11 protein-coding genes are annotated in these 15,039 nt (G+C 44.1%); 6 read left to right on the top strand and 5 right to left on the bottom strand.

Going from position 1 to position 15,039, the window contains the following annotated elements:
- Nucleotides 1–9: 9 nt before the first annotated feature.
- Entirely contained in the window at nt 10–1,599 is a 1,590-nt protein-coding gene (locus F2B13_RS03040; RefSeq protein WP_149275804.1) for an L-serine ammonia-lyase, iron-sulfur-dependent, subunit alpha, read from the bottom strand.
- Nucleotides 1,600–1,884: 285 nt separating this feature from the next.
- On the opposite strand from F2B13_RS03040, the gene F2B13_RS03035 reads away from it, so the two are divergent.
- Nucleotides 1,885–3,195: an MFS transporter gene (locus F2B13_RS03035; RefSeq protein WP_149275803.1), complete on the top strand. Its 1,311-nt coding sequence runs from the start codon at nt 1,885–1,887 to the stop codon at nt 3,193–3,195.
- A 220-nt stretch (nt 3,196–3,415) separates the two neighbouring features.
- Here F2B13_RS03035 and F2B13_RS03030 read toward each other — a convergent pair whose 3' ends face one another.
- Together F2B13_RS03030 and F2B13_RS03025 are read right to left on the bottom strand one after the other, a co-directional pair.
- On the bottom strand, nt 3,416–4,282 hold the full coding sequence (locus tag F2B13_RS03030) for a DUF4382 domain-containing protein (protein WP_149303138.1): 867 nt from the start codon (nt 4,280–4,282) through the stop codon (nt 3,416–3,418).
- A 197-nt stretch (nt 4,283–4,479) separates the two neighbouring features.
- Entirely contained in the window at nt 4,480–6,423 is a 1,944-nt protein-coding gene (locus tag F2B13_RS03025; RefSeq protein WP_149303136.1) for a PQQ-binding-like beta-propeller repeat protein, read from the bottom strand.
- 265 nt (nt 6,424–6,688) lie between these two features.
- Between F2B13_RS03025 and F2B13_RS03020 the strand changes: the two genes are divergently transcribed.
- A complete protein-coding gene (locus F2B13_RS03020; RefSeq protein WP_149303134.1) occupies nt 6,689–7,429 on the top strand; it encodes an SDR family oxidoreductase in 741 nt (246 codons plus the stop codon).
- A 25-nt stretch (nt 7,430–7,454) separates the two neighbouring features.
- On the top strand, nt 7,455–8,852 hold the full coding sequence (locus F2B13_RS03015) for an NAD-dependent succinate-semialdehyde dehydrogenase (protein WP_149303132.1): 1,398 nt from the start codon (nt 7,455–7,457) through the stop codon (nt 8,850–8,852).
- A 203-nt stretch (nt 8,853–9,055) separates the two neighbouring features.
- On the opposite strand, the gene F2B13_RS03010 is transcribed toward F2B13_RS03015, so the two are convergent.
- Nucleotides 9,056–9,706 (bottom strand): SDR family oxidoreductase, encoded by a 651-nt coding sequence (locus F2B13_RS03010; RefSeq protein WP_149303130.1) that lies wholly within the window; start codon nt 9,704–9,706, stop codon nt 9,056–9,058.
- Nucleotides 9,707–9,924: 218 nt separating this feature from the next.
- Between F2B13_RS03010 and F2B13_RS03005 the strand changes: the two genes are divergently transcribed.
- The gene (locus tag F2B13_RS03005; RefSeq protein WP_149303129.1) at nt 9,925–11,373 is read left to right on the top strand and encodes a M24 family metallopeptidase; all 1,449 of its coding nucleotides are present in this window, start codon (nt 9,925–9,927) and stop codon (nt 11,371–11,373) included.
- Between the two features lie 33 nt (nt 11,374–11,406).
- The gene (locus tag F2B13_RS03000; protein ID WP_149303127.1) at nt 11,407–13,053 is read left to right on the top strand and encodes a M1 family metallopeptidase; all 1,647 of its coding nucleotides are present in this window, start codon (nt 11,407–11,409) and stop codon (nt 13,051–13,053) included.
- A 26-nt stretch (nt 13,054–13,079) separates the two neighbouring features.
- Here F2B13_RS03000 and F2B13_RS02995 read toward each other — a convergent pair whose 3' ends face one another.
- Nucleotides 13,080–13,751, bottom strand: coding sequence for a ferredoxin reductase domain-containing protein (locus tag F2B13_RS02995; protein ID WP_149303125.1), 672 nt, complete (start codon nt 13,749–13,751; stop codon nt 13,080–13,082).
- Between the two features lie 234 nt (nt 13,752–13,985).
- Here F2B13_RS02995 and F2B13_RS02990 point away from each other — a divergent pair, with 234 nt between their 5' ends.
- Nucleotides 13,986–14,933: a glycoside hydrolase family protein gene (locus F2B13_RS02990; RefSeq protein ID WP_149303123.1), complete on the top strand. Its 948-nt coding sequence runs from the start codon at nt 13,986–13,988 to the stop codon at nt 14,931–14,933.
- Nucleotides 14,934–15,039 lie beyond the last annotated feature (106 nt).

The following is a 15,039-nucleotide window of genomic DNA, read 5'->3' as shown; positions in this document are numbered from 1 at the left end:
GACGCGGGCCTAGCATACTTTAAAAAATGTTTTTTTCTTATCGATTTCTCCCTGGGCCAGCTTGGCCTCGATTTCCTTGGCCGTCTTCGTAATGGCCAGTCCCCCTAGCCCTGTACAACAGAGCGTGTTCGGCAGGGCATCCCCTACCCTTTTCATTGTTTCTACTACCTCATCCAAAGGAATGAGATGGTTGTAATCCGATAGGGCCATATTTGCACAGGAGATGGCATTAGAGGCGGCCATCACGTTTCGATTCAGGCAAGGAGCCTCGACCCGATCCGCAATCATATCGCAGACCATGCCTAAGCTAGACTGTAAGGCCATAGAGGCGGCACCAAGTGCCTGATGCAAGCTACCCTGTTTCAGGGTTACGATACCTGCCGCTGCCATGCCAGATCCAGACCCGCATTCGGCCATGCACCCCCCTACTTCGGCGGCAAAGGTCGCATGGGCCGCAATAAAGATTCCGATCATACCGGCCGCCAATAGGGCTTTAACCCTATCTTCTTCAGAAAGGTTCAAGGTACGACCCACCCCGATAATCGCCCCTGGCAAGGCTCCGCAAGATCCTGCGGTGGGTGCCGCTACCACTACGCCCATCGAGCTCTTCACTTCCATCATGGCGGAGGTATAGAGAATGACTTGGTTCAATACATCGCCCTCGACCAGTTTTTTTTCGTTCAGCTTTTGCTGAAAGCCGAGGGATTGTGGTCCTAAAATCCGATCGGCATACTCGGTACCCTGTAGTCCAAGGTCGATGGCATTTTCCATAACCCGTAAGATGCCACGCATTTTTTCAAAGACCTCCTCTTCGGAAATATGTCCCCGCATACTTTCATAGGCTATGGCCAATTCCCATAATTCCAGATTTTTATCCGCGTTGAAGGCCAACATCTCCTCACAGGTGATAAACGGAACGGTAAGGCCTTTCCGTGCCATAATCGGTAATACGGGCTGTATTTTTTTGATATTAAGTACCTCGTCCCTTTTTAACAGTTCCTGTTCTAGACTTTCGTCCATAAACCGGTCGGCCTTGATTTCGATAAATAGGGCGGTGCCTTGTCGAAGGGCTATCTCGTCACAGTCAAAGGATTGTTCAATATGCGCCATTACGTCTTTGGGCGCGTCCACATAAATCAAGGTTTCATAAAAATCACCCCCCATGGCTACCGAGGCCCCATCGATTTCGATAATTTCGATCATGCCTCCTCCGGTCGAAATGGCAATTAATTGATGCGTCTCTTTGCTGTTTTTTAAAGTAATCTGATACGTGTTGGGGTGTGTGGCACCGATAGGGTGAATATCAATATGGATTTTGATGCCCGCCTCTTCAATGGCCTGTAGATAATCTGGCAAGCGTTCTTCATCGGCTTCCCAGCCCAAGAACCCTCCAAAGAGGCCCATATCGGAGCCTTGTCCTTTATGGGTAGTTGCCAAAGAACCGTTGGGATCGAATTCGATCTGTACTTCTTCGATATCACCCTCCATCAAATCGCGACAGATACGTCCGATACGCAATGAGGCAGCACAATGGGAGCTCGAAGGGCCGCGCATAACCGGTCCGATAACGTCATTGAAAATACTAGGATATTTTTTCATGGATTTCTTACGTTTTAATGGTTCGGGATTCCCTGTCCGAGACTTTAAAGTACTAAAATTTACCGAACGTACGTTGGGTCGTAGCGATTAAAAGACCTTTAAGACGCCATGATGTGCTTTCCTTTATGGATTTTAATCTTTTCTTCTATTCAAAGCTTGGCTCTCCATATCCTTGTTGGGTTCTACGGATGATTCCCAAAGTACCCATGTCTCCAAGATATTCTCGCATGAAAGGTAGCCATTTGTACCTGATGCCGTTTTATCTTTTTACCTTAAATTGGCGGCATGAAGAAACATACGCTCACCGAAAAACTCTATGACTACCTCAACAATGAAGAAGATGCTCGGTCTTGTAGGGCCATAAGTGAAGATGCTTGTCAAGATACCCCAAAGAACTACTTCCTGATTATGTGGAGCAATACGCTTACGAAACTTGGGGATACCTTGAGCAACCCCAAAACAGTATTGACATGGGTAATGAGTTATGTGAACGCCCCGGTCTATCTGATCAGCTTTATAGTACCCATTCGTGAATCGGGCTCCATGCTACCCCAAATTATAATCGCCAGCTACATTCGTACCAAGGCCCGCCGGAAATGGGTCTATGTCTTGGGGAGCATCTTACAATGTGTCAGTATGCTGGCCATTGGTTTTGTAACTCTATATAGTGACGGTGTGACCGCTGGTTGGTTGATTATTTTGTTTTTGGTGCTGTTTAGTTTGTCACGGGGTCTCTGCTCAGTGGCTTCAAAAGATGTTCTGGGGAAAACAATTCCCAAGAAAAAAAGAGGCAAATTAAAAGGCTACACCGTTGCGGTTTCCGGTATTTTGGCACTGATAGCAGGTCTCTACATCATGTACAGGTCTGAGCAAGACGCCGACGTCACCTTTTATGCCCTTACCCTTTTCTTTGCGGCCAGCATGTGGTTCTTTTCGGCGCTAATTTATGCAAAGATCAAAGAATTTAAGGGAGCCACCGAAGGGGGTAGGAATGGATGGAAAGAAGCTAGGAAACGTATGGGCATTGTGCGTTCCGATACCCGTTTCAGGAATTTTATCATTGCAAGGTCCTTGTTACTATGCTCGGCACTTACGGCACCTTTCTACGTGCTGTTGGCCCAAAATATATTAGGGAAGGAAAGTTATCTTTTGGGCGTGTTTATATTGGCCAACGGAATGGCTTCGGTCGTCAGTGCCCCGATTTGGGGACGTATGGCCGATATTTCCAGTAAAAACGTGATGGCCCTTGCGGCCTGCATTACGGCCTCATTGGGTATTCTTATTTTCATAATTGTCTCTTATGTATCTCCTATCCGGGATGCATTTTGGTTGTATCCCACGGCATTCTTTGTACTCGGAGTGGCCCATAGCGGAGTGCGATTGGGAAGAAAAACCTATATCGTCGATATGGCGGATGGCAATCGGAGAACGGATTATGTCTCTGTAAGTAATACCATTATCGGGGCCATACTATTGATTACTGGAGGAATCAGTGCCTTAGCGGCAATGATATCGACCGAAGGGGTAATTTTAATGCTCTCCCTTTTGGGAATTATAGGAGCCTACCGCAGCTACCGCTTACCTAACGTACAGTGATACTGTGTATATGAAGTTTCATATGTATTAAATAGGGCTATACGGGTACTAATTTTTACCTACTCCTTGCATCGCTACGCCAAGCTGATTTCCCGGAATGCGATATAGCTTGCTATGGCTTTGGGCTAACGTTTTTAATAAAATCAAATTAATTAGCGACAGTCTTGGTCATAAAAAAAGCGGGAGCCACTTCCCGCTTTTTTATAATTTACAGAACAATTTATTGCTGAGGGGTAAGTTCAAAATCCTGCACGGTTTTGTTGGCGGCTTCGATTTCCACGAACTCCATACTTTGCATGGTATACCCCTCCTTTTCGATAATTACGGTATAGCTTCCTTCTTCGAGTCCCATGACCATATAGCCTCCTTCTTCGCCAGAAAAAGTAGTGGTTTGCACTTCACCATCTTTGAATACAGCTATCTGAGCTCCTTCGACCCCTAGCATTACTTCTTCTTCAGTCGTTGTGATTATACCCATGAGCGTACCCGCTGTTGATAAATTGCTTGCCTTTATGACCGGTTTAAAATTAAACCCATCTGACTTGGCCACAAAAGACTTACTGACGTCAAAATCAAGCAAAAGATCGGCAGTCAGGCCACCACTGACAGTGAGTACCGGTTCCATGAATATTTTTATTCCTGATTGGGCCCCACTGGGAACATCCAGATTAAAGGCGGTACCATCTTTCATCACGACATTGATACCTTTCACATGAACACGGATCAAATCGTACGTACCTACAGGTACATTGCTATCGACTAAAGTTTTTGTTACGCCGTTGGTTAAATCCAAAAGATTTACGGGTACTTCCTCTTCCATGAGTACTTCGAAAGGTTCTAGTTCGGATTTCTCGGTCATCGCTTCGCCGTCTGACGCAGCATCCTCCATTTCTACACCTGCCTTATGCCGGGCATCGATTTTAAAAATGGTCACATTGGCCTCTGCTACCAGATCATGTGGAAACGGGGCGTCCGTTAATTGAACCCTAAGGCGTCCATATTCACTGTAACTGTCATCGCCATCGGAACAGCCTATAAACAAAAAGCTACATGCTAAAAGAAAACTTCCAAAAATGTTGAATTTCATAGGTTAAGATTTAATCATTATTAGTTGCAATTCCCCAATTACAAGGGATTCTTGTGCTTATAACAGTAGAGCAAGGAGATACCCTACCCCTATTTCTAACTATTCGACGAATGGCAGCGGGCCTCTCTTGAAGACAAAAAAAAGCCATGAGCATTAAAATCATGGCCTAGCTATCTTAAAAATCGGTTTCCGATATTTTAACGGGCCTGATACGATGTCAGTTCCGTATCGGTATTCCGGTAATATACTTGTCCGGTAATATCATCTAAGGCATAGATGGGTTCACGATCTTTGCCCAAGTTGATTTCCCCTTCAATCTCGCCATTCAGTTTGCTTATTTTTAGGAGTACCACATCTTTCTCTTTTTTGGACATGATGAACATAAAATCCCTACCGGCTTTCGTCGCCTTCATACGGGCGCTTGCCTGTTTAAAGGCATGTATCGCATAACTTGAGGCGACGTTGCCCAATTCATTATAGGCATTTCCTACTTGATAAACGAGCTCACCGGCCACTTCGTTTTCTTGACGAACCTCACCTTCTGCGGCTCGCATGGCCCCTGATATATAGTAAGAGGAGGCACCGACATAGGCCGCTCTCACAGAAGAGGCGTATAACAATGCCCTTTTCCAACCGGGTTCACGTGGTGCAGCATAGTATTTTTGAAAGCTCAACGCACCATCGAATGTGTATTTGGCTACGTTTTGATCGGAATGCACAAAAATACCATCATTCATGATTTCCAAGCGTTTGGGACTTTCCTTACCCTCGAATTTTAATGCGGTTGTTGTTAAGTCGTTCACCTGTTCGGTGGCTCTATCGATTACTTTTATCAAGCCCGAGGAATTGTCAAAAGCATAAATTTTACCATGATTTTCGGCGGTTAGCTCTGGGCTCGTCCGGATACTCTTTTTCCACTTTAGCGTACCTGTGGAGGTGTCCAAAATGTTCATCGATTCCGTGGTAATGTATAATACGGATTCTTCAAGTGGAACGATGCCGACCACGGTACCGTCAACTTTCACCGGTTTGTCAAAAGTAATTGTCCCAGCCATCGGATCTAGGAAATTTAGGAAATCGTTGTTATTGGTACGGGATACCAATAGGATACCATCTCCTGAATCCAAATAGTCATAAATACCTCCCTTGATCGCGATGCCACGTCCTTTTTTACCCCAAAGGCCTTTGCGCGTACGATAATCGAAAAGGTTAATCTTGGTACGATTACCGTCATCCGGCAAGACCAGTATACCTTTGTCTAAAAAGGCAACATGTCCTAGGGCACCGTTGACGACTAATTCTTCGTCCCACACCAAGCTGCCATCTTTACTGTGGTAAGCGTTGTAGTTATTGGTGTAATTTACCATTTCGCCTGATGAGGAAGTGAACCCTGACTGACGTTCCTGCTGTGATCCCAGATAGAAAACATCACTTGCTTCGGGCTTGTAGTACTGTAGTTGAATATCCATATCTTGTGACATATTCTCTGCAGCCTTCTTTAGCAGAGCACCGAACTTTCCCATATTGTTCAACTGATCGGCCTCTTTGGAATTGGTATTCTTCCAAATGATTTCACCTGAGTCTGCGTTTAGCTTATAGTTATTGAACAAGGTTACGATCAATAATTCGTTATTTCCCAATTCAGTTGCGGTAACGATACGGCCAAATTCTTCTTTCATTGACCATGCTTGAGTGCCGTCCGACATGGTCACCGAGACCATTAAAGGCTCTCCGTTTGGGTCGGTTCCGGCTACCAGAATGGCATCGGAATCGTAGAGTAGATAATAGCTGGAAATTTCTTGGAGTCCCGCCTTGGCCGAGTTGAACACTTCCTTACCGCTGAACTGATCGATCATGTGCAAACTACGTTCGGCCGTCATTGTAAAAAACGGACTATTAGGTAATTCTTCAAAAGAGAGCCTGTCTAAATTTCCAAGGTTTCGATGGGTCCAACTGATGGTTCCTGTCTCGGTATCGACACCCATTAGCCCCTCCTGGGAACTTACGATCAAATTGCCAAGGGCGGTGACCTCTTGCCATAAGATATCAGTAGGTAGTGCCTTGTTCCATTTGACTTCTACTTGTGCATATTGTGCGAGGGGTACGAGGACCATTAAAATAAAGAGCTTGTAGGCTTTCATAGGTTTGGATTTAGGTTTATATACAACGCAGCGATATCTCAGAAATTACACTTAGTAATGCTATTGAACGAAAAAACTAGCGAAGGACTCATATAATCCTGAAAAATTCAGGGATTTGACTATCAGGTTTTTACGAGCCCACCATCGGAAATTATAAGGAAGATGTTCAAGATATGATATCTATTAGGCTAATACTTTTAATGATGTAGTCAAAGACCTACATCAAAATCAATTATGTTAGGGTGAAACGTAAAAAAATATAAAAATGAATCTAGAGAATAAAGTAATACTGATTACCGGCGCCTCGAGCGGTATAGGCAAAGCGGCGGCGAAAAAGTTGGCCTTTAAGGGAGCCGTAACGGTGCTGATGGCCCGTAGCGAAGAGAAACTGAAAAATCTAAAAGAAGAAATTGAAAGTGAGGGCGGTACCGCCTTGGCCATCCCTTGCGACGTAACCAAGAAGAAAGATTTCGACAACGCGGTGTCGAAAGTGGTGGAAGCCTTCGGAACTATTGACGTATTGATCAACAATGCCGGTTTAATGCCTCTTTCCTTTATCGAGAAACTCAAGACCGACGAATGGGAGCAAATGGTTGATGTCAACCTCAAAGGCGTACTCCATGGAGTAGCAGCCGTTCTACCGCAGATGAAGACAAAAAAAAGAGGTCATATCATCAATATCTCCTCCATGGCAGCACATCGATATTTTCCAGGTGGAGCCGTGTACTGTGCTACAAAAGCCGCTGTGAAAATGTTTTCCGAGGGTCTCAGACAAGAACTGGCCCCTAAGTATGGTATCAATGTAACTTCCATAGAGCCCGGGGCGGTAGCGACCAATCTTACGGACACCATTACCGATGAAGATATCAAGGATATGATGCAAAAAATGCTTGAGATGGAGACTTTGGAATCTGAGGATATCGCCAATGCTATTTATTATGCCTTGGTACAACCTGATCGTGTAAACATCAATGATGTCTACCTCGTACCTAGCGAACAGCAATAATAACATTCTTAATTTTATTTAAAAAATGGCTACTACAACACAAGAAGAAACGATTACTACCATAAACCCCACGACGGGCAATACACTATCAACTTATCCATGTTTGGGCGATAAAGAATTGGAACAAACTATTCACCAATCACACGACGCCTTTCTACACTGGAAGAACAAATCCATAGAGGAGCGAGGTAAAGTGATCTCGGCTATTGGAAAGGAACTCCAAAACTATAAGTCCGATTTGGCCGAAATGATGACCGATGAAATGGGAAAACTGCTCAAGCAAAGTGAACAGGAAATAGATCTTTGTACGGCAATTTGTGATTATACGGTTAAAAAAGCGCCTGAAGTGCTGAAAAACGAAGAACGCGAACTTGTGAATGGCGGAAAAGGTATTATTAGTTATGCGCCCATAGGCGTTATTTATGGAATTCAACCGTGGAATTACCCGGCCTATCAGGTCATTCGGTATACTATTGCCAATCTTATGGCGGGAAATAGTGTATTGCTCAAACATGCCGGTAATGTGACGGGAACGGCCAAGCTTTTGCGCTTTATTTTTGATACAGCAGGGTTACCTAGCGGTCTTTTCAACGTACTCGTCATAACGCACGATCAATCCGATGCGGTGATCAAGCACAATTTAGTTCGGGGCGTAACCTTAACCGGTAGCCCTAAGGCTGGAGCCGTAATCGGTGAAAAGGCGGGTGCAGAACTCAAGAAGACAGTCTTGGAACTTGGAAGCAATGATGCTTATCTGGTTTTGGAAGATGCCGATATTGATTTGGCCGTCAGTACCTGTGTTCAGGGGCGTATCTATAACAATGGGGAGACCTGTATCGCGGCAAAACGCTTTATTGTCACCGACGCTGTATATGATGAATTCAAAGAAGGCTTTGTAAAGGCCATGAAAGCCCTTAGAACTGGTGACCCAAAGGACGAAAAGACGGAATTAGGTCCGATGGCACGAGAAGATCTAAGAGAGAAACTACATGACCAAGTGCAACAAAGTATAGAAAATGGAGCCCGATTACTATGTGGAGGAGAAATTCCACAAGGTGATGGATACTTTTACCCCGCCACTGTTTTAGATCAAGTGGCCTCAGGCCAACCCGCTTATGATGATGAGCTTTTTGGTCCTGTCGCCTCGTTGATAAAAGCGAAGGATAACGAAGATGCTATGCGGATTGCGAATGACAGTCGTTTCGGATTAGGAGGGGGCATATTTTCTAAAGATGTGGATAAAGCGGTGGAAATGGCCGAAAAACACTTCGATACAGGAATGGTCTTTATCAACTCGTTCGGCCTTGCCGATCCGAGTATGCCCTTTGGAGGTGTTAAAGATTCCGGTTTTGGTCGTGAACATGGCGGCTTTGGCCTAAGGGAGTTTGTGAACGTCAAATCAATAATGATTACGGAAGATTAATTTCCTATAGCACTTACTACACAACACAAAAAAAGCACCTTGAAACAAGGTGCTTTTTTTTAAGTTCTGGGTCTGTTTTACGCCTATTGGTTCGTTACGGAATTGCCTGTTATTTGGGTTGCTTGAACACTTTCTTAAGTCATCCGGTGCTATAGATGGGCATAGTTTTATCTTTAAGAGGTTGGTTGACCTTTACTCCCAACTTATGCTTGAGGTCGGGGGTTTTTGGAAATGGTCTCCAACGCTTTTCGGATAACGACTTCCCCCTCGACTATTTCGAATACCTGCTTGTTTGCAATATCATCGTGAAGTGCTCCGACCAACGTCTGTGCGACATCTTCTCGGGCTATTGACCCTGAATGGCCAAGTGATTGCGCAAGTTTTATGTTACCTGTTCCTTGGTTATCGGTCAAACTACCTGGTCGTACAATGGTATAACATAGATCGCTAGATTTCAACCACTCATCCGCTTCATGTTTTGCTTTTAAATATTCCTTCAAGTCCGAGGCCTCTTCTGGTTGATCCGCGCCCATCGAACTGAGCATAACAAACTTTTTCACCGAACTATCCTTGGCGGCATCAATTAATTTCTTGGCGCCTTCTTGATCTACTTTAATTACCTTTTTCCCACCAGAACCAGCGGCAAATATAATTTTGTCGATATTTTGAACGGTATGGGAAATATCTTTTTCCAAATCCCCGAGCACCGTCGTTATATTTTCTTTCTCAAACTTTTCCATTTGCGATTCCTTTCGCACCATGGCTACTGGATTGTAATCCCTTGAATTTTTTAAAAGTTGGACTATTTTCCTTCCTGTTGTTCCGTTTGCTCCGGCAATCAATACATTTTCCATTATTCACATTTTATGCAAATATCCCTTTTAACCGTGCCAAAGGTTGGTAGGAATCAATTTAAAACGGACTCTTTCAAGGGTTTGATGCTTTAATCTTTGGTTGTAGGATTTTTTTTGTCTCAATTATACATTTATAGATTGTAATGGCCCTGTGCCGAAGTTCTATTTTTATTTATATTCGTCACCTATCGTTTATTTGATTCACAAAACCAATACGTATGCCTAAAGTCATCCTATTTATAATGGTATGTACGTGGTTCACCACCACTAATTCCTGGTCACAGGAAGACTATCATTACCAGACCGATTTTTCTGTTGAAAATTTTGTTGAACGTCGGGCAAATGTTCTGAAGAGCATCGGCAATAATTCCTTGGCACTTATACAAGGGGCCGCCGGCCGTTCTGGCTTTAGTGTATTCAGACAGTCGAATACCCTGTATTACTTGACAGGTCTTGAAACGGACCATGCCTACCTTCTACTTAACGGAAAGAACGAACAGGTCACCTTATATCTTCCGCATCGTGATGAGGGACGGGAAGCAGGTCAGGGTAAAGTGCTATCGGCCGAAGACGAAGACTTGGTGAAACGTCTTACGGGAGTCGATCGGGTAAAGGGCTACGAATTTTTGGCCGCCGATCTGCTGCGCACCGGGTTGATAAAATCGGCTGCTCCTACGCTCTACACCCCTCTGGGACCTGCTGAAACCGGTAACGATAGTCGCGATGAGTTGTTATACGGGCAAGCCCGTACTATGGCCGACCCTTGGGACGGTAGTCCGACTAGGGAGTCTAGGTTTGTAGAAAAAATCAAGAACCAGTTCCCACAGTTCGAAATACGGGACCTCTCTCCTATTTTAGACGAAATGCGTTTGATTAAAAGCAAAGAGGAGATTGCCCTGATTCGAAAAGCTACCGATATAGCAGGCCTGGGTATTATCGAGGCCATGCGGTCTACCGAACCCGGTATATATGAATATCAACTCGATGCCACTGCTAAATATATCTTTCACTTGAACGGTGCCCGTGGCGATGGGTATTCTTCCATAATCGGTGGGGGTACTAATGCCTATATGGGGCACTATTTTCACAAGACCGATGTATTAAAAGATGGGGATTTGGTGCTCATGGACTATGCTCCCGACTATAAATACTATACGAGTGACGTAACCCGTATCTGGCCGGTGAACGGACAATTCGATGCCTCACAGCGAGCGCTTTATGAATACATTGTCGCCTATCGCGATGCCCTTTTTCGGCATGTCAAACCCGGTGTCACGTCTGACGAGGTTCTTGATAAGGCGGCTGAAGACATGCAAGCCTATCTGGTCGGTAAGACTTTTGCCCGTCCGGCCCATCAAAAGGCAGTACGGGAAGGTTTGGAATTTAGAGGACATTTTCAGCATCCCGTAGGGATGGCCGTTCACGATGTGGGTATCGTACGAGGCGTGCCCCTTCGGCCTGGAATGGTATTTACCATTGACCCTATGATTTGGATTCCTGAAGAACGGTTGTATATCCGTATTGAAGATGTGGCCTTAGTGACCGAAGATGGGGTGGAAAACTTGAGCGCTTTCGTACCTTCTTCTATTAAGGCGGTAGAAAATGCCATACAGGAAAAAGGGGTGATCGAATTTCGCCCTCCGGTCGAGTTGCCTTTTAAAAAATAGTAAAACCATTTTAAATTTCTAAAGAATAGGACAATGAAATACGGGCTTCCCTTTATTGCCAACTTTTTGATATTATTTTCTGTTTTCGGAAACCCAATTACCGATAATTACCCAAAGAATCCCAACATAGATGCCTTGAACTATACCTTTCGAATAGCGCTCTCCGATTCAACAGACGAAATCTACTGTGAAGAAACGGTCGATATTCAGTTTTTAGCCGCAGGTATTCATACGCTCCGTCTCGACCTTGTCAAGGCAACTGAAAAACTTGAAAATAAGGGTATGATCGTGTCCGGGGTAACTTCTAAAGGAAAAGTACTATCATTTACCCACGAAAACGATGCCCTTATCATTCGATTGCCTTCGCCTTCTATCACAAATCAGCGTACCTCTTATACCATTATTTACCAAGGGATACCCGCCACGGGGCTACATATTGGAAACAACAAATATGGCGACCGCACTTTCTTTAGTGATAATTGGCCGAATAAAGGTCGTAATTGGATGGCAACTATTGATCATCCCTATGATAAAGCAACCTGTGAATTCATTGTAACTGCTCCGGAACGGTATCAAGTCGTTTCAAATGGATTGAAAATAGAGGAAACCAATCTCCCTCAAGGTCGTAGGCTGACCCATTGGAAACAGTCCGTGCCTATTGCAACTTGGCTGTATGTATTAGGGGTGGCAGAATTTGCCGTGCAGTATGTAGATGAATTTGAAGGAAAGTCTATTCAGACCTGGGTTTATCCCCAAGATCGCGAAGCAGGCTTCTATGATTTTGCCCAACCGACCAAAGCGGTGCTCGAATTTTTCAACGACCGTATCGGTCCCTTTAGCTATGAAAAGCTGGCTAACGTTCAGTCGAACAGTGTGAGTGGGGCCATGGAAGCGGCTACGGCCATTCTTTACGATGACGAAGCGGTAGTGGGAGATCGCAACGAACGTTGGCGCAACGTAGCCATTCATGAAATTGCCCATCATTGGTTCGGTAATGCTGTCACCGAATACGACTGGGACGATGTGTGGCTAAGTGAAGGTTTTGCCACGTACTTTACCCTGCTCTTCATCGAACATCAATATGGGCGGGATGCTTTTTTGGAGGGGCTTGCAAAAAGTAAAAAGACGGTGGACGAATTTTATTTGGAGCACCCCGATTATCGTATTGTTCATGATAACTTGGCGGATATGTCGAAAGTGGTCAGTGTACAGACCTACCAGAAAGGTAGTTGGGCCTTGCATATGCTCCGTGGCGTGATGGGAACAGCGGCTTTTTGGTACGGTATACAAACGTATTATCAACGCTATCAAAATGCAAATGCAACTACAGATGATTTTCGAAGGGAGATGGAGGCAGCTTCAGGTTTGGACCTACGCCTTTTTTTTGAGCAGTGGTTGTACCGACCTGGTACTTTGAAGCTAGAAGGTACATGGAACTACAATACCAAGAAAAAGGAGATTTCAATAAAATTGAAACAAGTGCAAAAAGATGGAAGTGTTTTCAACATGCCCTTGGAAATTGGGGTGTATGGTACACAAGCAGACCAGAAAATGATTCAAAAGGTAAGGCTTGAAAACGATAGGGAAACCTATAAGTTTCTAGTTGAATTTGCACCGGAAAAAGTGATGTTGGACCCAAATACCTGGATTTTGATGGATTCGAACCTTAAGGAAGAATAGAGCAAGAATACTAAAAGTGCAGACCTTTAGGATAATTCTTCGGCCACAAGCTGCTTCTTAGAGACGTCCATGGCATAAAGTTCCGACTGTAAGGCATCCATCATTGGCGGTGGCCCGCAGAGATATACTTTTTGAGAGGTATTGAATCCTTTTGAATTCAAATACTCTTTGTCAATATACCCATGGGGATACGTCTCATGGTTCTCTTCAGATAAGATATTGTGGAACGCATCACCGAGCCATGCTTCCAAATTTTTTTTGTAGATGATATCCTTTTCCGTTTTATTGGCAAAGAATAATGTATGTCCATTTAGGTTGCCCTGTCGATTCAAATCTTTCAAAATAGAAATGAAGGGTGTGATACCAGCTCCTCCCGCAATAAAAGCACCTTCACCTTCGTATTTAATAGCGCCCCATGCGTCCCCGATCAATAGCGTATCTCCCACTTCAAGATGGCCCAGCTGTTCAGTGACCCCATCATGGGAGGGATACATCTTTATTGTGAATTCCAATTCATTGTCCGTCGGAAGATTAGTAAATGTGAATGGTCGCTTCTGTTCACGAAATCCTTCTTTATCGATGGATAGTTCCGTCGCCTGTCCTGGAGTAAAGGAATAATCCTTTGGCTTCTCGGTGACTAAATGAAGCACGTTATGGGTAACAAGCTCAATTTTTTTTAATAAGATTTTATGTTCCATAGATTATTTTTCTTTCCTTAAAGATGATAATCTTATATAGAACCTTTTGCTTTGATTTCAAAGATGATTAACGCTAAAGCATTTTGCGCTCATCGTTATAATGTGGCTAGATGGTTTACGATGAGATATGGCATTTGCGATCTAGGCTTACTCCATACTACAAAAAAGAAAACGGATCTCATTTGTCGATGGACTTTAGTATCTTTCCTGTCTAAAACCATAGTTTATAACCAAATGAAAGTACCCTTAACTTGTCTCATCGTACTATTCCTTTTCGCGTGTAAGGAAAAGGCTAAAACGAAAGTTGGCCCGATTGACACTCCCCCAGAACTATCTGCTCAGCGCGATTCAGTTCCTTTTCCTGATGCTCTGGTTACCTTTGATACGTATTCTGACAACCCTATCTTTCAAGGGACCGGTGAAGATACATGGGATCAAAAAATAAGGGAACGCGGGTATATTTTAAAGGAAGGGGACACCTATTCTATGTGGTATACAGGCCTAAAGCCGGATGGAACCCCGCTTTCTTTGGGATATGCTACTTCCCAGGATGGCATATCGTGGAAGCGTTACGCCGAAAATCCGATTTTCAATGATAGCTGGACAGAGGATATGATGGTGCTGAAGGTCGATGATACCTATCAAATGTTCGCCGAAGGAAAAAATGATGTGGCCCATCGTTTAAGCTCAAAGGATAAGATACATTGGACGGACCATGGCTCGCTAGACATCCGAAAGACAGACGGGTCTCCTTTGAGTGAAGGTCCGTACGGTACTCCGACCGTTTGGTTCGAAGATAACGTTTGGTATTTATTTTATGAAAGAAATGATCTAGGTATTTGGTTGGCTACTTCCAAAGACCTTAACGTTTGGACAAATGTACAAGACGATCCGGTTATTGCCATGGGCCCGGAAACCTATGACCAGTTTGGACTGGCCGTAAATCAGATCGTCAAACACAACGGTTGGTACTATGCCTATTATCACGGCACCGCGTTTGAAGATTGGCATGAATGGTCTACCAACGTGGCCGCTTCCAAAGACTTGGTACATTGGAAAAAATATGGACAAAATCCTATCATGAAGGAAAATAGATCGAGTGGGATTTTAGTGCCCGATGGCACTAAGTTTCGACTATACACCATGCATGATAAGGTAGAGGTACATTTTCCAAAAAAATAGGACTTCTCTTATGTTGAGGTCTTGCTGCGTTATAAAAATGAGTTTAGGAAATCCTTAAGAGAGGTAGATTTCGTAAAGTACCCAAAAAACGCTACATGAAGCAGCT

This window comes from Pareuzebyella sediminis, assembly GCF_008367235.1.
GTDB lineage: Bacteria > Bacteroidota > Bacteroidia > Flavobacteriales > Flavobacteriaceae > Pareuzebyella > Pareuzebyella sediminis.
The sequence above is the reverse complement of the archived record's forward strand: the minus strand, read 5'-3'. Positions and strand labels throughout refer to the sequence as shown.